Genomic DNA, 18,407 nt, shown 5'->3' with positions numbered 1-18,407 from the left:
GATCGCCTGCCAAACTGACTGGTACGGCCTGAAGGCTCGGAGAGGCGGATGGCTTGGCTACAGTCGTTGACATGTTCAGCTCCGTGGCGCCGCTTCCGACGCTGTGCGGACGGCCGGTGGCGACGGATCGAGCGCTGGTGATGGCGATCGTGAATCGCACCCCGGACTCCTTCTACGACCGCGGCGCCACGTTCACCGATGCGGCGGCCATGGACGCCGTGGCGCGCGCGGTGGACGAGGGCGCCGATCTCGTGGACATCGGCGGGGTGAAAGCCGGGCCCGGCGATTCGGTGGACGCGGCCGAGGAAACGCGCAGGGTGGTGCCGTTCGTCGCGGCCATCCGGGCGAAGTACCCGCAGCTACTGATCAGCATCGATACCTGGCGCGCGGAGGTGGCGCTGGCCGCGGTGGGCGAGGGGGCGGATCTGATCAACGACACGTGGGCGGGCGCCGACCCCGATCTCGTTCCGGTGGCCGCCGCGCACGGCGCCGGTCTGGTGTGCAGCCACACCGGCGGCGCGGTGCCGCGCACGAGGCCGCACCGGGTCCGTTACGCCGATGTGGTGGGCGAAGTCACCGAAACCGTGGTGCACGCCGCCGAGAACGCGCTCGCGGCCGGGGTACCCCGGGATTCGATTCTGATCGATCCGACCCATGATTTCGGCAAGAACACTTATCACGGTCTCGAACTGTTGCGCGGAGTCGACGTTCTTGTAAAAACCGGATGGCCAGTCTTGATGGCGCTGAGCAACAAGGATTTCATCGGGGAGACTTTAGGTGTGGGTCTTTCCGAACGGCTGGAGGGCACATTGGCGGCAACAGCATGGTCGGCGGCGGCCGGCGCCCGAGTCTTTCGTGTTCACGAAGTCGCCGCGACCCGGCGGGTGGTGGACATGATCGCCGCGATCCAGGGCATCCGGCCCCCCGCACGAACCTTGCGAGGTCTGGCATGACATTCAAATACCGTGAGCCCGCCTGGGCGACGACCAATACCTGGGACACCCCGGACTGGCGGGTGGACGAACTCGTCTCCGCCAAAGCCGGGCGCACCGTGTCGGTGGTGCTGCCCGCGTTGAACGAAGAGCGGACCGTGGCCGACGTGGTGGCCAGCATCCGCCCGCTGCTCGGCACGCTCGTCGACGAGCTGATCGTGCTGGACTCCGGCTCGACCGACGCGACCGCGCAGCGTGCGCGCGCGGCGGGCGCCGAGGTGATCAGCCGGGAGCAGGCGGTGCCGGAGCTGGAGCCGGTGCCGGGCAAGGGGGAGGTGTTGTGGCGCTCCCTGGCGGTGACCAGCGGTGATCTGATCGCCTTCGTCGATTCCGACTTGATCGACCCGGATCCGGCCTTCGTGCCGAAATTGCTCGGCCCGCTGCTCACGGTCGACGACATGCACTTGTCCAAGGCCTACTACCGCAGGCCGCTGCGGCAAGGCGGCGCGGTGGACGCGCACGGCGGGGGCCGCGTCACCGAGTTGGTCGCCCGCCCCTTGCTGGCCGCGCTGCGACCCGAGCTCTCGCAGGTGTTGCAGCCGCTCGGCGGTGAATACGCGGGCACCCGCGAACTGCTCACCTCGGTGCCGTTCGCGCCGGGTTACGGCGTGGAGATCGGGCTGCTGCTCGACACCTACGACCGGCTCGGCATGTCCGCGATCGGCCAGGTCAATCTGGGCGTGCGCACACATCGCAACCGGCCGCTGGCCGACCTCGGTGTGATGAGCCGTCAGATTCTCGGCACGGTGCTCGGTCGCAGCGGTGTCCAGGACTCCGGTGCGGCGCTGACGCAATTCCCGCTGATCGGCGGCGAATTCACCGCGCACAGCACCGAAGTGTCGCTGGCGGACCGCCCGCCGATGATCACGCTGCGACCCGCGTGCGCGGCGGCCTGAGCCGCTCCAGCGCCCTCGGGTCCGCGCATCGCCTCCTCAGGCGCCTTCCGCGTGCGGGTCCCGCATGTACCCCGCCTCGATCAGGGTGCGGAAGGCGGCGAGCTTGTAGACGCACTCGGACGGTTCACAGATCCGGTGGCGCTGCATGAGTTCGTGCGCTTCCGCGACGGTCAACGGCTCGATGGGCACTCGCTGCGGTCTGCCGATCGGGCAGACCGGTAGCACGGTGGCGGGGATCCGCTGCGGGATCCCGTGCTGGGCCAGGCCGAGCCTGCGTCGCCGGTTCGCCGGTCCGTGCAGCAACCCGATGGTGGCGACCAGGCCGGCGGCGCCGGCGAGCGAGCAGAGGACGGCGATCTGGGTGGCGGTCACGGCGCTTTCTCCTCTCGGTGGGGCGGGCCGGGCAGAGCGTGGCGGGGCCGAAGCGCAACGCACCGTCACCTACTCATAGTTAACTTTCAGCAAATCAAGTGTGCGGCCGCATGCCGCGCGGTGCAAGGCGGATTGAGACTGCAATTGGGCGGTATGTGCGGCTCTATGGTCGGGTATTCCCGGCGATCCGGCGTCCAATCCGCTTCGCGCAGCGAACTTCGAGCTGATCAGCGATGGAGGGGGCCGTCGAGGCGATCCAGCGGAAGGGCGGAGGCGCCGCCGCGGTCGGCCAGGATCTGAGCGGCGATGGAGATGGCCGTCTCGTCCGGCGTCCGGGCGTCGAGGTCCAGCCCGACCGGACTTCGCAGCCGTCCGAGCTGGTCGTCGGTGACGCCTGCGGCGCGCAATCGCTCGACGCGCTCGGCGTGCGTCCGGCGGGAGCCGAGGGCGCCGACGAAGCCGATCCGCGCGCACGACAGCGCCTCGACCAGCATCGGGACGTCGAACTTGGCGTCATGAGTGAGCACGCAGACCACGGTGCGCCGGTCGATCCGCCCCGCCTGCTGTTCCCCGCGCAGATACCGGTGCGGCCAGTCCACGACGACCTCGTGGGCCGCGGGGAACCGAGTGGTGGTGGTGAAGGTCTCGCGGGCGTCCACGACGGTCACCCGGTAGCCGAGCTGGCGGCCGGTGCGGCTGAGCGCGCGCACGAAGTCGTTCGCGCCCGCCAGGATCATGCGGGCCGGGGCCGCGAAGACCTGCACGAACGTCCGGGGGCGTGGTGCCCCGTGTGCCGCGCACTCGTCGGCGCCCACCACGCCGCAGCGGCCCGCGGCCAGCAGTGCCCGCGCGTCGCGGTCCACGCCGTGCCACGGATCGGTGTCCTCGGGCGCCAGTAGTTTCCATTCCGGTGTGGCGTCCAACGTGGTGGCCGCGGCGACGGGGAAGCCGTCCTCGATCCGCCGCCGCAGCGCCGAGAGTAGGGGCAGCCGCTCGCGCGAGATCCGCTCGACGAAGACCTCGATCTCCCCGCCGCAGGTCAAGCCCACGGCGGGCCCGTCGGCATCGGCATAGCCGAACCGGTCGGTCACCGCGTGGCCGCTGGCAAGTACATCCTGCGCCGACGCGACGACGGCGGCCTCGACGCATCCGCTGGACAGTGAGCCGTGCACGGAGCCGGAGCCGGTGACGATCATCGCCGCGCCCGGTTCCCGAGGTCCTGGGCCGGTGGTGTCCACCACGCGGGCCAGCGCGACCGGCCCGTGCGGCAGCAGAGTGATCAATTGCCCGAGTATCGCGCGCACCGCGACCGGTCCTTTCCCGAGCGGGTCCGGCGCATCGGGCCCGAGGCGAACGGCGAATCCGCGCCGTACCGCCAAGCCTAGTTATTCAGAGGCTATTCGGCGCGGCGACGGTGATCCGGCAGCAGCACCTGATCTGCGGGCGCCTCGGCGGGTTTCGCGGTCCCGGCACTGGGGCCATCCGTGCGAGGTCCCTCGGCTTCCGGACGCGCGGGGTCGACTGCCTCGGCGTCGTCGGTGTGCGGCTGGTCGGCCGCCGGTTCGTCCGAACCGTCGGGTTCGGGCGAGGTGGCCGACTGCTCGTGCGCGAGCCGGGCCTGGAGATCGGCGACGGTCAGATGGGCTTTCGACTTTCCTGGCCGCAGCAGCACGCTGACGAGCAGGCCGAGCAGCCCCACCGCCAGGACGGCGCCGCCGATGAGCAGTAGCGGATTCACGATTTCCTCCTTGCCGGACGCCTCACGCGTCCGTTTCGCGGAGCTGGAGATGGGGCGGGACGGCGTCGGTCTCGAAGTACGCCGTGAAAATCTCGGCGGCCTGCTCCGCCGTGAACACTTCGTCCGGATAGACCCTGCGGGTGGGCACGCCCAGCGGAACCGGGACCTCGACGGCGGGCGGACCGATCCGGTCGCCGGGGAGGCCGACGGTGAAGCGGTGCGGCATGCCGTCCACGGCGGTGCGCATCTCCACGGTCAGCGCGTCCGCCGAGCCGGTGCACTGCAGGTACTCCCGGCCGGGTGCGGCGCTGATCACCGGGTCGATGTCGGCAGGTCGCATCGGCTCGGCGAGCCGGGTCATGTTCACCGAGTAGCGGTGGAAGCCGTCCAACCTGCGCAGAGGACGGAGAAAGCTGTCGAGGGCCGCACCGCGTCCGAGGAAGACCTTCAGCCGGTCGCTGTAGGTGACCCGGTGGGTGGACACCGCCGGATCGCCGGTGCGGGCAGGGGCCGCGATGCCGTACGGCTCGCACCGCAGTACGGAACGAAGGGACACCGAACTCGCAGACATCGACTTTCGATCACGCATCAGAGTTCACCTATCACATGCGGTTATCGTCCAGCTATTCAATCATCTGTGTATGAACCCGCTCGCGGGAGGGCTGGTGACCTGTGCCACACAGGGGTGGGCATGCTCAGGAGACTTCGCATAGGCGCTATGACCTGGTTGTCGGCGGAGGGGTTTGCCGGTCAACCAGGCTGCTCCGCAGCGTTCATCGCGACGGGTGGTCGGCGCTCCCTTGCGGTGCCATCGATTTGCTGAATCGCGTTGCGGCAGTGCGTCCGCCGCCCTTGGTTCGGTCGAACTCGCAGGGACGCTCGGAACCCGGTCTCCGGTAACGGGCGTCGAGCAGCCGGTGGAGGTTCCCCATCGAGAGGCCAGCGGACGACCGGCGCCACCAACCGCACGGGATTTCGGTCGCCGCGAAACGGCGCCGCGCAGGACGAGACTGATGAGGCGTTCTTTGCCCTCGGCTCAGCGACGCAGACCTGTTGCCGGTGATCGGTTCTCGGGGTCGTGACGGTAGACCGGCGTGAGCAGTTCGGCCTCGAGTGGCTCGCCGGTGGCGCGGTCGAAACGACAGGCGATCAGCACCGAGAACAGGTAATTGCCCGCCCGTTCGTGCAGCGTGGCCAGCCTCGTGGCGAGCAGCCGGATGGCGCCGAGCGAGCCGGGCGGATGCATGCCGTCGATCATCAGCACGCTGCCGCGTCCGTCGGGCCGGGGAAGCCTGCCCAGATAGGCGATGTCGTGCGGCTCGGGTCCGCCCGGCCGGTAGACCCGCCGGGCCGCCCGGTCCTCGATTCCCCGTCGCGCGTCACCCATTCGGGCCACCGCGCGCCGCAGTCGGGGATCGGCGGCGACCAACTGGCGCAGACTCGGGGAGAGCTCCGGACCGCCCAACACGATCAGGCCGTCGCGGTGCAGGTCGATCGGGCGGCCCGGGAGGAAATGCTCGACCGCGACACCGAAGCCGAGTTCGCGTAGCAGTTCGGCCAAGCGTTGCGGCGCAGCCGGATCCGGCGCGCCGATCACCCGTCCGGCGCGCACCTCGGGGACGAGCACGGTGAGTGAACCGTGCCCGAAGAACAATCCCTCCGGCGCGGGCCCCTGCGTACTCACCTGGTGGATGCGGGCACGGGAAAGCCCCGCCGCCGCACCGATTCTGGCGAACGTCCAGCCTTCGGCATGGAGCTCCCGGATCACGGCACGCCGAATCCTGGTCAGTTCGTTGATGGTCTGCTGGGCCGCCGCCACCCCATCGGTGGCCGCCTTCAGTCGCTCGACCTTGTCCTCGATCGCGAACACGCGCGCCACGTCATCGGCCGACATGTGCGAAGTCTAGACAGCTGAACAGCGCAATGCGTCTAGACTTCTTGACAAATCAGGTGGCGTCGGTGTCGATCGGAGGGCGTTCGTTGCGCTCCAACGGCTTATCCAACTTGGGCATCGGGTAGTCCGGCATGCCGCTGTTGGTGCTGTAGAGATCCTTCGGATCGGGCAGGGCGCCGTCGAAATCCTTGAACAGCGAATCGTCGCCGTTGAGAAGGTGTTTGGTCACCATCGCCCGCGGGGTCATACCGCGCAATTCGTTCAGGTCGGCCAGCGGCTTGCGCAGGTCGTCGAACTCCGGCCCGAGTTCCTGCCGCAGCTGCGAGGTGGCGCCACTCGCGTAATCGCGCACCTGCCGCAAGCTGCGCGTGGTCCAGCGCACGGCGCCGGGCAAACGCTCCGGGCCGAGGATCACGAGGGCGGCGACGAGCAGGATGACCATCTCGCTCCAGCCGATGTTGCTGAACACGTAACCAGGCTACCCGGCGATCCGACCAGCGGTTCAGTCGGATTCCAGCGTCACCGGCACGTCTACCTGCCTGCCATCGCGGATCAACTGCACGTTCACCGTTTCGCCGATCTCGCGGGATTGCACCGCCACGACCAGTTCGTCCGGGTTGGTGACCTCGCGATCGCCGACCTTCACGATCACGTCGCCCTCCACGATCCCGGCCCGCGCCGCGGGACCGCCCGCCACGACGTCCGCCACGGCCGCGCCGCTCATGACCTCGTTGGCCACCTGCTTGGTGCGCGCGCTCAAGCCGATGGTCGGATGGTGCATGACGCCATCGCGGATCAAGGTCTGGGCGACCTCGGTCATCTTGTCCACCGGGATGGCGAAGCCGAGGCCGACCGAGCCGCCGGTCTCGCTGCGGATGGCGGTGTTGATGCCGACGACCCGGCCATCCATGTCCACGAGCGCGCCACCGGAGTTGCCCGGGTTGATCGACGCGTCGGTCTGCACGGCGTCGATCACGGCCTTCGTGTCGCTGCCCTCGCCCTCCAGCTTCACCGGACGGTGCAGGGCGCTGACGATGCCGGAGGTGACCGTCTTGCTCAGGCCCAGCGGCGAACCGATGGCGAGCACGTCGTCACCGACCTGGACGTCGCCGGATTTGCCGAGCTGGGCCACGGTGAGATTCTTCACATCGACTTTCAGCACCGCCAGGTCGGTCTTCGGATCGCGACCGACGATCTGCGCGGGTACCCGGGTGCCGTCGGAGAACTGCACCTGGATGGCGGCCCGGTTGCTCTTGTCCTGGGCGGCCATCGAGACCACGTGGTTGTTGGTGACCACGTAGCCTCCGCCGTCGATCACCACGCCGGAGCCGGTGGCGCCGTTGTCGCCGACGGTCACCCGGATGGAGACCACCGAGGGCAGCACCGCATTGGCCACCTGCGCGATCAGGCCGTGGGGACGGCTGGCGTCGCCGGACTGTTCGAGGGTGACCTTGCGGGAGGTGAGCGTCGAGGCGGTTTCCGCGGTCAATCGTCCGACCAGCCCGCCGAGCAGCCCGATGACGAGTGCGACGAGCGCGAGCAGGGCCAGCGCCTTGGGCGCGACGCGGGAGCCGAACAGCACTTCGCGCGCGCTGAGCTTCTCGGCCTGCGGCAGCGACTGCGCCTTGGGCGTGGGCACCGCGGGGGAGCCGAGACGAGCGACCGCCTCGGGGTCACGCCAGGGATCGGCCGGTCCGGCGACGGATGCGGGACCATCGGCGGCGTCGGGGTCGCGCTGCAGGATTTCGGTGGAGCCCTCCGGGCGGCCGAACGCCTCGGCCAGCACCGCGTCGGGCGGGCGATTCTGCATCAGGGGGCCGGATTGCGGCGCCGCACCGGCCTTGCGCAGCGGCAGCGGCTCGGCGAACGAGCCGGAGAGGCCCGACGGCCTGCGGAAGGCGCGCGCGGTGTGCGTGTCGACATGGGGCCGATAGACCGGGCGCGGGCCGAGCACGGGTGCGTCCGGCGGACGGAGATTCCCGCGGTTGGCCGCCGAATCCGAGGTGTCGGCCGATCCGGAATTCGTCGATTCGGTGGTCACGCGGAAAACTCTACTTGCGCCACCAAGTAGTCCACCGTGTCGCGGTGAACGAATCGGTCAGAAATCCGAAAACCGCGTCGTTGCGCGGGGACTGGTCGGACGACGAGGACGGTGTGCGCCCGCTGGACGCGCCCCCGGGCAGTTCCGCGAGCGGGATCCTGGTCAGGCTGTCGTGCAGCCCGGTCGGGATCGCGACCTGCCCGGCATGCCGCAGCGCGATGCGCGCCTGTTGCTGGGCATCCACCTCCGCCGCGCACTCCGGGCACAGTGAGAGGTGCTGAGCGGCCCGCAGGTAGGCGTTCATCCGCAGCTCACCGTCCACGTATGCCGCGACCGCCTCACTCGCCAGATGCTCGGTGGGGCTGAAACGGGGCGGACGACGACCGGACGTGCTGGAGTCGCCACTCATTCGGTGCTCACCCTTTCAACCGACCTCGACCGATGTTCGGGCGACGCCGGCGTCCGACGAATCACCCTATGTTCGCGTCAGCGGCCAACCGCTGCTCACTTCCATTATGCGCAAGGTAGTCGCGCAGGGCTTGGCGTCCACGGTGGATCCGACTGCGCACAGTGCCCAGCTTCACGCCGAGCGTAGCGCCGATCTCCTCGTAGGACAGCCCCTCGATGTCACACAGCACCACGGCGGCACGGAACTCCGGCGCGAGCGAATCCAGGGCCGTTTGCAGGTCGGGATCCAGCCGGGCGTCGTGATAGGCCTGCTCCGGCCCCGGGCCCTCGGCGGGCACCCGGTCGTAGTCCTCGGGCAGCGCTTCCATCCTGATCCGGTTGCGGCGGCGGACCATGTCCAGGAACAGGTTGGTGGTGATGCGGTGCAACCACCCCTCGAAAGTGCCCGGTTGGTAGTTCGACAGCGAACGGAACACCCGGATGAACGTCTCCTGGGTGAGGTCCTCCGCGTCCTGGGCGTCGCCGGACAGGCGGTAGGCCAAGCGGTAGACCCGGTCGGCGTGCTCGCGGACGAGTTCGTCCCACGTCGGCATCGCCGACCGGTCACCGGTGGCATCGAAGGCAGCAGTGCCGGTCAGCTCGCCCGCCTCCGCGGCGGAGTCGGCTTCGACCGGCAGGATCTGCTCGGGCAGGGTGGCGTATTCGCGCGCCGCATCGACCATGTGGATGGGGCTACCTCCTACTAGGGACCGCAAACGTCGGAACTCGCTCGGGCCCGGGTCTGCGGACCGTTGCGTACGGATACAACCGACAACCGGTATGTCGTTGTTCCCGCGCCCCGTGTTGAACACGGTCGGTGGTCTTGCGTTGCCCATACTCTTTCTGGTCCTGATATGGCCGGGGTATGGAGACCCTGAGGGACACCTGAGAAAACCGGCGGCGGAAATGGCGGGCGGCGCGTGTTGTCCGGAACGCCGAGATCACCCGCCCGGCGTTAGCCTCATACCCGTGGCATCGAATCTGGAGCGGAATCTCGCCTACGTGGAGGAATCCGTCGTGGAGGACGAAATCCTCGTCAGCGCGCGTGAACGGGCCACCGAACTCGGCGCGGTACCGGTACCGCCCTCGGTGGGCGCGTTGCTGAGCATGTACGCGCAGTTGCTCGGGGCGCGCGCGGTGGTCGAGGTCGGCACCGGCGCGGGAATCAGCGGGCTGTGGCTGCTCGACGGCATGCGCGAGGACGGCACGCTGACCACCATCGATTCGGAGCCGGAACACCAGCGCGCGGCCAAGGAGGCGTTCCGCGCCGCCGATATCCCGCCGGCCCGCACCCGGCTGATCAACGGGCGCGCGCTCGATGTGCTGCCCCGGCTCGCCGACGGCGCCTACGATCTGGTCTTCATCGACGCGGCGCCGCTCGAGCACCCGGAGTACGTCGCCCAAGCGGTGCGTCTGCTGCGCGACGGTGGCGCCATTCTGCTGCACAACGCGCTGCTGGGCGGGCGGGTACCCGATCCGGCGCAACGCGATCCGGCCACCCAGGCGGTGCGCGCCGCGACCCGCGCCATCGCGGAAAACCCGGAACTAACCTGCGTGCTGATTCCGGTCGGCGACGGATTGCTCTGTGCCTCACGGGGTTAGTGATTCGCGCGGCCGCCGCGCCGCGGGCTGATTTCTTCCCGGAATCCGGGGTATGCGCTGAGAAACAACTCAGTGAGGAAAACAGTTATGCGTGAACTAACTCCCATAGAGATGGCGGCCATGGGGGACGTCGTAACAGAACGTCGAACGAGCTGGCTGCGGCCCACGATGCTGGCCCTGTTGCTCGTGATTCTGGGAGCTGTGCTGGTGATGGTGGTGGTGAGCAACACCGATTTCGACACCGGCCCCGAGAAGACCCCTCCGCCACCGGGATCCTGCGAGCCTTTCTGCCCCCAGAACGGCGCCCCGCCCGCCCAGTAGTCATCGCCGCAGCGGCCGTTGTCGTCGGTCGCCCCATTGCGGCCGAATATGCCTGCCGCCGAAGTTTTTCCGGGTATCCCGCCGCTGGACCCTCGTCTTCCAGGAAAAGCGGCCTCGGCCGATGATCGGCGAAGTTTGCGAAAAAGCCACCGCACCGCGACGGTTCGGCGCACTCTGCAATGAAAAGCCGATGATCACCGATACTGGTGAGGTCACGCTCCGAGCGGGTGCGGAAGAGGTGCGGTGTGGTGATGATGATGTTCCTTTGGGACGAGGACGAGCGTCGTCCCAAGCCGATCCACTGGGGGCGGGCCATGGTGGCATTCGCCGCCGTGCTGCTGTTCGCTCTGCTGATGGTCTATTTGGTGAGCACCGCCGATTTCGGTGACGCCTCGAAATCGACCGTGCCGCGCACGCCGGGGCCCTGCGCGCCGTTCTGCATCGGCTCGCCCGCGCCGGAGCCGGGCGGGCCGTGACCGCTCACCGGGGGCGACTACACCCGGCCGGCCGCCTACGCCCATACGCCGACTACACCCAGACGCCTTTGCCGACCGTGACGACGCCGCCGTTGCTCACGGCGAAGCGGCTGCGGTCGCGCGCCAGGTCCACCCCGATGATCTCGCCCTCGCCGACCACCACGTTCTTGTCCAGGATGGCGTGACGCACCACCGCGCCGCGACCGATCCGCACGCCCGGCATGAGCACGCAGCCTTCGACGGTGGCGCCGTCGTCCACCACGACGTTGGCGCTGAGCACCGAGGTGCGGACGGTGGCGGCGGACAGGATGCTGCCCGCGCCCACGATGCACTCCTGTGCCAGCCCGCCCTGGGCGAACTTGGCCGGGGGCAGGTTCTCGGCCGCCCCGCGGATCGGCCAGTGGCGGTTGTACAGGTTGAACACGGGATGCACCGACACCAGATCCATGTGCGCGTCGTAAAACGCGTCGATGGTTCCGACATCGCGCCAGTAGCCACGGTCGCGGTCGGTGGCGCCGGGCACCTCGTTGTCGGCGAAGTCGTAGACGCCCGCCTGGCCCGCCGCGACCAGTGAGGGGATGATGTCGCCGCCCATGTCGTGGTCGGAGTCGGCGTTGTCGGCGTCCGCCCGGATCGAGTCCACCAGGACCTTGGTGGTGAAGACGTAGTTGCCCATGGACGCGAACGTGACGTTCGGGTCGTCCGGGGTGCCGGGCGGGTGCGGGGGCTTCTCCAGGAACTGCGTGATGCGGCCGGATTCGTCGCTGTCGATGCAGCCGAACGCGCTCGCCTCGCTGCGGGGCACCCGGATGCCGGCCACGGTGACGCCCGCGCCGGAATCGATGTGATGGCGCACCATCTGCTCCGGGTCCATGCGGTACACGTGGTCGGCGCCGAAAACCACGATGTAGTCCGGATCCTCGTCGTAGATCAGGTTCAGCGACTGCATGATCGCGTCCGCGCTGCCGGTGTACCAGCGCGGCCCGAGCCGCTGCTGAGCGGGCACCGGCGTGATGTATTCGCCCGCGAAACCGGACAACCGCCAGGTCTGCGAGATGTGCCGGTCCAGCGAGTGCGACTTGTACTGGGTGAGCACGCACAGCCGCAGGAAACCCGCGTTGACCAGATTGCTGAGCACGAAGTCGATGAGGCGGTACGCGCCGCCGAACGGGACCGCGGGCTTGGCGCGGTCGGCCGTGAGTGGAAAGAGTCGCTTGCCCTCGCCACCGGCGAGCACGATCCCGAGTACGTGCGGCTGGCTCCTCACACCTGCCAAACTACCGGGTGGAGCGGCTGTGAGTGGCCGCCGCGGACCCGAACGTCTACTTTGAACCGGTGAGTTTCGGCACGGATGGCGGACGTTCGGCGGTGGATTCCGGCGAGCGGGACCGGCTTCGCGTCGCGATGCTGACCCGCGAATATCCACCCGAGGTGTACGGCGGCGCGGGAGTGCACGTCACGCAGCTGACGGCGCATTTGCGTCACCTGTGCGAGGTGACCGTGCACTGTATGGGCGTCGATCGCGCGGATGCGGTGGTGCATCAACCGGATCCGTCGCTCTACGCCGCCAATGCCGCGCTGCAGATGATGTCCGCCCAGCTGCGGATGGCCGACGCCGTGGGCGAAGTGGACGTGGTGCACTCGCACACCTGGTACAGCGGTCTGGCCGGTCATCTGGCCGCGACCCTCTACGGCGTGCCGCACGTGCTGACCGCGCATTCGCTGGAGCCGCGCAGGCCGTGGAAGGCCGAGCAACTCGGCGGCGGCTACCGGCTCTCGTCCTGGTCGGAGCGCAACGCCGTCGAGCACGCCGACGCCGTCATCGCGGTGAGCGAGGGCATGCGCCGCGATGTGCTCGACGCCTATCCGGCGGTCGATCCGGACCGGGTCCACGTGGTGCACAACGGCATCGACGGGACCATCTGGCACCCGGGTCCCGTGGCCGAGGACGAGCCGTCGGCGCTCGCCGAACTCGGCGTGCGGCCCGACCTCCCGATCGTCGCCTTCGTCGGCCGCATCACGCGGCAGAAGGGCGTCGGCCACCTGCTCGCCGCCGCCCGCCACTTCGACCCCGACATCCAGCTCGTGCTGTGCGCGGGCGCGCCGGACACGCCCGAGCTGGCCCAGGAGGTCACCACGGCGGTCCAACAGCTGCGGCAGCGGCGCGGCAACGTGTTCTGGGTGCGCGAGATGCTGCCTACCGAGCGGATCCGGCAGATCCTGGCCGCCGCGTCGGTGTTCGTGTGCCCGTCGGTGTACGAGCCGCTGGGCATCGTGAACCTGGAGGCGATGGCCTGCGCGACCGCGGTGGTGGCCTCCGACGTGGGCGGCATTCCCGAGGTGGTCGACAGTCGCAACGGTCGGCTGGTGCACTACGACGCGGGCACCGCCGAGGACTACGAGCGGGCGCTGGCCGCCGCGGTGAACGAGGTCGCGGGCGATCAGGCGCTGGCCGCCCGTCTGGGCGCCGCGGGCCGGGAGCGCGCGATCTCCGAATTCGACTGGTCGCGGATCGCGGCGCGCACGGTCGCGGTGTACGACGAGATCAGGAAAGGCTGAACCGGGAGCGCTCAGGCCGCGCGCCGGTAGGTGCCGACCATGACCGACGCGGTCACCTCGACGGATTCCGGCAGCCGCGCGAGGCGTGCCGCACCGGCGGCCGAGTGGTGCGCGGAGGGCCCCATGCCCACCACGTGCGCGACGTCGGTTCCGGCGAGCGTCATCGGGTACTCGACCAGCCTCTGGTCGACCGGCTCGAAATGCCCCGACATCGCGGCCTCGAGCCTGCGGTCCTTGTCCGGGTCGACCCGCACCATGTCCAGCGGCTCGATCAGCTCGCCGAGGTGGCGTTCGGTGGGGGTGGCGACGACGAAACGCCCGTTGTCATCGAGCACCCTGGCGATTTCGCTGGGGTTGCGCGGCGCGAAGACCGAGAGCACGCCGCCGAGCGCGCCGTCGCGGATCGGCAGGTCGCGCCACGCGTCGGCCAGCACCGCCGCGGCGCGCGGGTGGGCGCGGGCGCAGCGCCGGACGGCCGGCTTGGCGACGTCCAGTCCGATGCCGACGGCCGGGGGAGCGGCGTCGAGCGCGCGGGCCAGGTAGTAGCCGGTGCCCGCGCCGATTTCCAGTACCGCGCCGTCGGTCCGGTGCGCCGTGACGGCACGCGTCACAGCGTCGGCGATCGGCGCGAAGTGTCCCCCGCTCTGGAAGGCGGCACGAGCGTCGAGCATGGCCGCCGTGTCGCCGGTCATCTTGGTCGACGCGCCGGTGAGCAAGCTGACGTAGCCCTGCCTGGCGACGTCGAAGCTGTGCCCGCGACCGCAGCGCAGTGCTCGATCCCGCGGTTCCAGTGCCAGCGGCGCGGCGTCCTGGCGCGCCCGGAGACATTCCGGGCAGGCCAGGACGCCGGCCGCGAGGGCGAGGGCCGAGCGCTCAGCCGGGGCCACTCAGCTCGTGACGCTCTTCAGTTCGTCCCCGAGCGCCGCTGCCTCGTCCGGCGTGAGTTCGACGACCAGACGCCCGCCACCCTCGAGTGGAACCCGCATGACGATTCCACGCCCTTCTTTGGTTGCCTCGAGGGGACCGTCCCCGGTGCGGGGCTTCATGGCCGCCATCCTCTGCTCCCTCCAGATCTGCGCGGTCTGCTGCGCACTTTCTTGGAACTCCAGTTGTCACCAACCAGTGAGCTCGCCGGCGTTTGGCGAGCTACACCCGTCCCATTCTTCCCTATCGCTGATGTGGACGGATAGCTGAGTTCAAAAAGTGACCGGTCGGCCCGTGCCGGACCGGTCGCCGCCCACCCAGCAATCGGCCACATGGTCATCGACCATTCCGGTCGCCTGCATCAGGGCGTAGGCCGTTGTCGGTCCGACGAAACGGAATCCGCGCCGTTTCAATTCTTTTGCCAGGGCGGTGGATTCGGGTGTGGTCGCGGGCACGTCGGCGCCGGTGCGCGGGCGCGGGCGCGGCGGCGGGGCGAACGACCACAGCAACTCGTCCAAGCCGACGTCGAGGTCCCGGGCGACTCGGGCGTTGGCGATGGCCGCGTCGATCTTGCTCCGGTTGCGGACGATGCCCGCGTCGGCCATCAGGCGGGCGACGTCGTCGTCACCGAACCGCGCGACGCGCTCGATCGAGAACCCGGCGAACGCCGCGCGGAAGGCGGGGCGTTTCCGCAAGATGGTCAGCCAGGACAAGCCGGATTGAAACGCCTCCAGGCAGAGCCGCTCGAACAACGCGTCGTCGCCGTGCAGCGGCTTGCCCCACTCGTAGTCGTGGTAGTCCCGGTACAGCTGGGTTTCCAGCGGCCAGGCGCAGCGGACCAGGCCGTCGCCCGCGGGGGAGGTCACTTCGACTCCGGCGCGATCGGCGTCTGCCACCGCGCGGCCTGTGCCTCGGCCAGCTGGTGCTGCAGCTCATCGATCCGCGCGGCCAGCCTGGCCAGCGCCCAGTCCACCTCTGCGGCCTTGTATCCGCGCACCACCTGCTGAAACCGCAACGCGCGCACATCCGCCCCGGTGATCCCTTCCACCGGAAGCACGGTGGCCGTCGTCCCCTCCGGCAGCGGACCGAGTTCCTCCGACCGCCCGAACACCGCACTGGCGAGCAGGAACAGCACCGCGGCGACCAAGCCGACGATCAGCACGTACAGCAGCATCGTGAGCATGAGATCAGCTTATTAGTGCTGACTTCCGCGCCCGGTCTCGCTGCGCTCGAAACGCGGAGTTCGGGCCGAGTGGCCGTGCGCAGCGGCGAACCGCGGCACCTCGATGCCGGGTGACTTCGAAGCTGTGGTCAGCCGGCGATATTACAAATGCCTGGTGGTGTCGATGCCGAGGGACATGCCCGCGAGGCCGCGGCGCCGGACGGCCAGTTTGTCGGCCACCTCGAGCAAGGCCTTGGCGGCGGGGTTCTCCGGATCGCGCAGCACGATGGGGGTGCCTTCGTCGCCTGCTTCGCGCAGCGCCTGCTCGATGGGGATCTGACCGAGCAGCGGCACGGTCGCGCCCACCGCGCGGGTGAGCCGGTCGGCGACGGCCTGCCCGCCACCGGAGCCGTACAGGTCCATCCGGGTACCGTCCGGCAGGTCCAGCCAGGACATGTTCTCCACGACGCCCGCGATGCGCTGCCGGGTCTGCAGCGCGATCGCGCCCGCCCGCTCGGCCACCTCCGCGGCGGCGGGCTGCGGGGTGGTGACCACCAGGATCTCGGCCCCCGGGATCAGCTGCGCGATGGAGATCGCGACGTCGCCGGTGCCCGGCGGCAGGTCGAGCAGCAGGACGTCCAGATCGCCCCAGAACACGTCGGCGAGGAACTGCTGCAGCGCCCGGTGCAGCATCGGGCCGCGCCACACCACGGGCGTGTTGCCCTGGGTGAACTGCGCGATCGAGATCATCTTCACGTCGTGCGCGACCGGCGGCATGATCATCCGCTCGACCTGGGTGGGCCGGGCGTCGGTGCCGAGCATGCGCGGGACGGAATGACCGTAGATGTCCGCGTCCAGCACGCCGACCGACAGGCCGCGCGCGGCCATGGCGGCGGCCAGGTTCACCGTGACGCTGGACTTGCCGACGCCGCCCTTTCCGGAGGCGACCGCGTAGACGCGGGTCAGCGAGCCGGGCTGGGCGAACGGGATGACCGGATCGGCCGCGTCGCCGCGCAACTGCTTGCGCAGCGCGGTGCGCTGCTCGTCGTCCATCACATCGAGGTCGACGGTGACCGCGCCGACACCCGGCACGTCGGCGACGGCCTTCGTGACCCGCTGCGTGATCTCGGTCCGCAGGGGGCAGCCCGCCGTCGTCAGGTAGATTTCCACGTGGACATCGCTGTCGGCGCCGATCGCGACGCTTTTCACCATGCCCAGTTCGGTGATCGGCTTGCGGATCTCCGGGTCGTCGACCTTCGCGAGGGCACCCCGCACATCCGATTCCGTAAGCACTGGCATGGCAGAAATTTTAGGCGTGTCAAATTTTCGGCAAGTCCCCGGCCCGGGGTGCGACCCCGGTGCTGTAGGAGGTCTCCCACGCCATGACGTTCGCGACGTAGGCCATGGAGTGGTTGTAGCGCAGGATGGCCTTGGACTGTTGGGCCAGGTCACGCATGTTCAAGCCGCCGTCACACAGGTACTTCCCGGCGGTCAGGGCGGCGTCGAAGAGGTTCTGCGGATCGGCGATGCCGTCGCCGTTGCCGTCGGCCGCGTAGCGCTTCCAGGTTTCGGGGAGGAACTGCATCGGGCCGATCGCGCGGTCGTACCCGTCCAGGCCGTCCAGCGCGCCGTCGTCGGAGTCGCGGATGACGTGGTTGCCGTTCAGCGAGCCGTCCAGCACCGGGCCGTAGACGGGGCTCAGCGGGTTGCCGTCGGTGTCGGCCTTGCCGCCGAACGCGTGGGTGGACTCGACCCGGCCGATGCCGGCCAGCAGCGACCAGGGCATGCCGCACACGGGATTCTCGGCCGCCAGGACACGTTCGGCGTTCTGATAGGCCGCGACCGCCACACCGGGGACGCCCAGCGGCCCTGCGGGCATCGCGGCGCGTTGCCGGCCATTCGGTAACGCAACGGTTTTCACCACCGGCGTGGCGGTGGGCGCGGCCTTCGCCATCGCGTGCGTCACGAATTCGGCGACCGGCTCGGCCGCCACCTGCGGTCTGGCGCCCTGTGCTTCCTGGTCGCCTTCCGTCGGTTGGACCGCGGCCGCGAGTGGCACGGCGTCGCCGACCTCGGAGGCGGCGGTGACGGATACGAGCCCAGCGGGAACCAATCCGGTCAATGCGATAACGGAACTCCGCCGGACGGTGGCAGGCGGTTGTTTTCGATGACGCCCCACGGTGTGGTGACCCTCCCACTGACTCGCTGTGAGCCCTTTGTGATCGAACAAGGGAAGGTTACCGCATCCGAGATAGTTTTGTTACTCCTTCGTGATCTGATATCAGGTTTGAATTACTGTGGGGGCACGGCCGGTGGAGCGGGGAGCGGGATGACGATTCCGAAGGGCAGGGTGATCCCGGGTGGTGGCGTGGGTGGGGCTTCCGCGCTGGGCGCCGGTTCGGGTTCCGGCGCGGGCGGTGTGGCGGTGGTCGGTTCGGGATCAGTGCGCGAGGCGTCGTCGTGAGCGGGCAGGTCACCCGGGATGAGGGCGGGTTCGCTGGTGGCGAGAGTGGCGTCGGGCTGGGCGCATCCGGCGGCAAGCTGGTCCGGGGCGCCGGGCTGGCCCGCGGTTCCGGCATAGGCGGAGGTGCCCGCCCCTGCGGGATCGGCAGGGCCCCCTGCACCGGAATTGCGGGAGTCGGCCGGTGCGCCGCCGTAGGGCTGCCCCGGTACGAGCGGCACGCGTGCGGTCCCGGGTAGCTCCGGGAACGGCATCGGCGCGGGAGCCGGTTGTCCCGCGCAGGGATTCACCGGTGGCGGTGGGCAGAAGATCCCGCACGGAATCGGCGGCAGACCCGGAATCGTGATCATCACCTGCGTCGGCAGCGGCCGCGGCCGCGGGCGCGGCGCCTGACTCGCCGCCCGCGCCTGCTCGCCCGGATCAGTGCCCGGCACACCGGTACGCACCGCCGACATATCCGAACCCGGCGACAACACCCCCGGCGGCACCAGATCCGGCGAAATCCGCACCTGCGTCGGCGAA

The 18,407-nt window shown here is 69.5% G+C and carries 22 protein-coding genes and 1 pseudogene; 6 read left to right on the top strand and 17 right to left on the bottom strand.

Annotated elements, in window-relative coordinates:
* The first annotated feature begins 71 nt into the window (after nucleotides 1-71).
* Together folP and IU450_RS26480 are read left to right on the top strand one after the other, a co-directional pair.
* Complete coding sequence (gene folP, locus IU450_RS26485) at nucleotides 72-953, top strand: dihydropteroate synthase (protein WP_195152469.1); 882 nt, start codon at nucleotides 72-74, stop codon at nucleotides 951-953.
* Nucleotides 950-1,888 (top strand): glucosyl-3-phosphoglycerate synthase, encoded by a 939-nt coding sequence (locus IU450_RS26480; RefSeq protein WP_195152468.1) that lies wholly within the window; start codon nucleotides 950-952, stop codon nucleotides 1,886-1,888. The genes folP and IU450_RS26480 overlap by 4 nt, the downstream gene beginning before the upstream one ends.
* 36 nt (nucleotides 1,889-1,924) lie before the next feature.
* On the opposite strand, the gene IU450_RS26475 is transcribed toward IU450_RS26480, so the two are convergent.
* The 9 genes from IU450_RS26475 to sigE all read right to left on the bottom strand — a co-directional run bounded on the left by IU450_RS26475 (nucleotide 1,925) and on the right by sigE (nucleotide 9,063).
* Nucleotides 1,925-2,260: a hypothetical protein gene (locus tag IU450_RS26475; RefSeq protein ID WP_195152467.1), complete on the bottom strand. Its 336-nt coding sequence runs from the start codon at nucleotides 2,258-2,260 to the stop codon at nucleotides 1,925-1,927.
* 227 nt (nucleotides 2,261-2,487) lie between these two features.
* The gene (locus IU450_RS26470; RefSeq protein ID WP_195152466.1) at nucleotides 2,488-3,564 is read right to left on the bottom strand and encodes an XdhC family protein; all 1,077 of its coding nucleotides are present in this window, start codon (nucleotides 3,562-3,564) and stop codon (nucleotides 2,488-2,490) included.
* A 92-nt stretch (nucleotides 3,565-3,656) separates the two neighbouring features.
* Complete coding sequence (locus IU450_RS26465; RefSeq protein ID WP_195152465.1) at nucleotides 3,657-3,998, bottom strand: hypothetical protein; 342 nt, start codon at nucleotides 3,996-3,998, stop codon at nucleotides 3,657-3,659.
* A gap of 22 nt (nucleotides 3,999-4,020) precedes the next feature.
* The gene (locus IU450_RS26460; RefSeq protein WP_195152464.1) at nucleotides 4,021-4,587 is read right to left on the bottom strand and encodes a hypothetical protein; all 567 of its coding nucleotides are present in this window, start codon (nucleotides 4,585-4,587) and stop codon (nucleotides 4,021-4,023) included.
* A gap of 447 nt (nucleotides 4,588-5,034) precedes the next feature.
* Nucleotides 5,035-5,892: a hypothetical protein gene (locus IU450_RS26455; protein WP_195152463.1), complete on the bottom strand. Its 858-nt coding sequence runs from the start codon at nucleotides 5,890-5,892 to the stop codon at nucleotides 5,035-5,037.
* 52 nt (nucleotides 5,893-5,944) lie between these two features.
* Complete coding sequence (gene tatB / locus IU450_RS26450) at nucleotides 5,945-6,361, bottom strand: Sec-independent protein translocase protein TatB (protein ID WP_195152462.1); 417 nt, start codon at nucleotides 6,359-6,361, stop codon at nucleotides 5,945-5,947.
* A 33-nt stretch (nucleotides 6,362-6,394) separates the two neighbouring features.
* Entirely contained in the window at nucleotides 6,395-7,933 is a 1,539-nt protein-coding gene (locus tag IU450_RS26445; RefSeq protein WP_195152461.1) for a S1C family serine protease, read from the bottom strand.
* A 10-nt stretch (nucleotides 7,934-7,943) separates the two neighbouring features.
* Nucleotides 7,944-8,342, bottom strand: a complete 399-nt coding sequence (locus IU450_RS26440) for a hypothetical protein (protein ID WP_195152460.1) — start codon at nucleotides 8,340-8,342, stop codon at nucleotides 7,944-7,946.
* 61 nt (nucleotides 8,343-8,403) lie between these two features.
* A complete protein-coding gene (gene sigE / locus IU450_RS26435; protein WP_228835165.1) occupies nucleotides 8,404-9,063 on the bottom strand; it encodes an RNA polymerase sigma factor SigE in 660 nt (219 codons plus the stop codon).
* A gap of 286 nt (nucleotides 9,064-9,349) precedes the next feature.
* On the opposite strand from sigE, the gene IU450_RS26430 reads away from it, so the two are divergent.
* The 3 genes from IU450_RS26430 (at nucleotide 9,350) to IU450_RS26420 (ending at nucleotide 10,779) form a co-directional block, all read left to right on the top strand.
* Nucleotides 9,350-9,982 (top strand): O-methyltransferase, encoded by a 633-nt coding sequence (locus IU450_RS26430; RefSeq protein WP_416382904.1) that lies wholly within the window; start codon nucleotides 9,350-9,352, stop codon nucleotides 9,980-9,982.
* A gap of 87 nt (nucleotides 9,983-10,069) precedes the next feature.
* The gene (locus IU450_RS26425) at nucleotides 10,070-10,303 is read left to right on the top strand and encodes a hypothetical protein (protein WP_195152459.1); all 234 of its coding nucleotides are present in this window, start codon (nucleotides 10,070-10,072) and stop codon (nucleotides 10,301-10,303) included.
* 251 nt (nucleotides 10,304-10,554) lie between these two features.
* Nucleotides 10,555-10,779, top strand: a complete 225-nt coding sequence (locus IU450_RS26420; protein ID WP_228835163.1) for a hypothetical protein — start codon at nucleotides 10,555-10,557, stop codon at nucleotides 10,777-10,779.
* A 52-nt stretch (nucleotides 10,780-10,831) separates the two neighbouring features.
* On the opposite strand, the gene glgC is transcribed toward IU450_RS26420, so the two are convergent.
* A complete protein-coding gene (gene glgC / locus IU450_RS26415; protein WP_195152458.1) occupies nucleotides 10,832-12,046 on the bottom strand; it encodes a glucose-1-phosphate adenylyltransferase in 1,215 nt (404 codons plus the stop codon).
* A gap of 137 nt (nucleotides 12,047-12,183) precedes the next feature.
* On the opposite strand from glgC, the gene glgA reads away from it, so the two are divergent.
* On the top strand, nucleotides 12,184-13,338 hold the full coding sequence (gene glgA, locus IU450_RS26410; RefSeq protein ID WP_195152660.1) for a glycogen synthase: 1,155 nt from the start codon (nucleotides 12,184-12,186) through the stop codon (nucleotides 13,336-13,338).
* 11 nt (nucleotides 13,339-13,349) lie between these two features.
* On the opposite strand, the gene IU450_RS26405 is transcribed toward glgA, so the two are convergent.
* The 7 genes and pseudogenes from IU450_RS26405 to IU450_RS26375 form a co-directional block, all read right to left on the bottom strand.
* Nucleotides 13,350-14,180: a putative RNA methyltransferase gene (locus IU450_RS26405; RefSeq protein ID WP_195152659.1), complete on the bottom strand. Its 831-nt coding sequence runs from the start codon at nucleotides 14,178-14,180 to the stop codon at nucleotides 13,350-13,352.
* Nucleotides 14,181-14,225: 45 nt separating this feature from the next.
* On the bottom strand, nucleotides 14,226-14,393 hold the full coding sequence (locus tag IU450_RS26400; protein ID WP_011211259.1) for a DUF3117 domain-containing protein: 168 nt from the start codon (nucleotides 14,391-14,393) through the stop codon (nucleotides 14,226-14,228).
* A gap of 141 nt (nucleotides 14,394-14,534) precedes the next feature.
* The gene (locus IU450_RS26395; protein WP_195152658.1) at nucleotides 14,535-15,128 is read right to left on the bottom strand and encodes a DNA-3-methyladenine glycosylase I; all 594 of its coding nucleotides are present in this window, start codon (nucleotides 15,126-15,128) and stop codon (nucleotides 14,535-14,537) included.
* Nucleotides 15,125-15,445 carry a DivIVA domain-containing protein gene (locus tag IU450_RS26390; RefSeq protein WP_043697329.1) on the bottom strand — a complete coding sequence of 107 codons (321 nt, stop codon included), beginning with the start codon at nucleotides 15,443-15,445 and terminating at the stop codon, nucleotides 15,125-15,127. Before IU450_RS26390 ends, IU450_RS26395 begins: the two co-directional genes overlap by 4 nt.
* Nucleotides 15,446-15,586: 141 nt before the next feature.
* On the bottom strand, nucleotides 15,587-16,723 hold the full coding sequence (locus tag IU450_RS26385; RefSeq protein WP_195152457.1) for an Mrp/NBP35 family ATP-binding protein: 1,137 nt from the start codon (nucleotides 16,721-16,723) through the stop codon (nucleotides 15,587-15,589).
* A gap of 19 nt (nucleotides 16,724-16,742) precedes the next feature.
* A complete protein-coding gene (locus tag IU450_RS26380; RefSeq protein ID WP_195152456.1) occupies nucleotides 16,743-17,603 on the bottom strand; it encodes a lytic transglycosylase domain-containing protein in 861 nt (286 codons plus the stop codon).
* A gap of 113 nt (nucleotides 17,604-17,716) precedes the next feature.
* Nucleotides 17,717-18,407: pseudogene (locus tag IU450_RS26375) on the bottom strand (lytic transglycosylase); the annotation flags it as partial.

The organism is Nocardia abscessus, assembly GCF_015477775.1.
In the GTDB taxonomy this organism is placed as follows: domain Bacteria; phylum Actinomycetota; class Actinomycetes; order Mycobacteriales; family Mycobacteriaceae; genus Nocardia; species Nocardia abscessus_A.
This window is presented reverse-complemented; position numbering and strand designations above follow the sequence as displayed.

What these genes read in the sequence shown, in the direction of transcription:
- folP (WP_195152469.1), top strand. Translation starts at nt 72, where the DNA reads ATGTTCAGCTCCGTGGCGCCGCTTCCGACGCTGTGCGGACGGCCGGTG.
- IU450_RS26480 (WP_195152468.1), top strand. Translation starts at nt 950, where the DNA reads ATGACATTCAAATACCGTGAGCCCGCCTGGGCGACGACCAATACCTGG.
- IU450_RS26460 (WP_195152464.1), bottom strand. Translation starts at nt 4,587, where the DNA reads ATGCGTGATCGAAAGTCGATGTCTGCGAGTTCGGTGTCCCTTCGTTCC.
- IU450_RS26455 (WP_195152463.1), bottom strand. Translation starts at nt 5,892, where the DNA reads ATGTCGGCCGATGACGTGGCGCGCGTGTTCGCGATCGAGGACAAGGTC.
- IU450_RS26440 (WP_195152460.1), bottom strand. Translation starts at nt 8,342, where the DNA reads ATGAGTGGCGACTCCAGCACGTCCGGTCGTCGTCCGCCCCGTTTCAGC.
- sigE (WP_228835165.1), bottom strand. Translation starts at nt 9,063, where the DNA reads ATGGTCGATGCGGCGCGCGAATACGCCACCCTGCCCGAGCAGATCCTG.
- IU450_RS26425 (WP_195152459.1), top strand. Translation starts at nt 10,070, where the DNA reads ATGCGTGAACTAACTCCCATAGAGATGGCGGCCATGGGGGACGTCGTA.
- IU450_RS26420 (WP_228835163.1), top strand. Translation starts at nt 10,555, where the DNA reads ATGATGATGTTCCTTTGGGACGAGGACGAGCGTCGTCCCAAGCCGATC.
- glgA (WP_195152660.1), top strand. Translation starts at nt 12,184, where the DNA reads ATGCTGACCCGCGAATATCCACCCGAGGTGTACGGCGGCGCGGGAGTG.
- IU450_RS26400 (WP_011211259.1), bottom strand. Translation starts at nt 14,393, where the DNA reads ATGGCGGCCATGAAGCCCCGCACCGGGGACGGTCCCCTCGAGGCAACC.
- IU450_RS26390 (WP_043697329.1), bottom strand. Translation starts at nt 15,445, where the DNA reads ATGCTCACGATGCTGCTGTACGTGCTGATCGTCGGCTTGGTCGCCGCG.
- IU450_RS26385 (WP_195152457.1), bottom strand. Translation starts at nt 16,723, where the DNA reads ATGCCAGTGCTTACGGAATCGGATGTGCGGGGTGCCCTCGCGAAGGTC.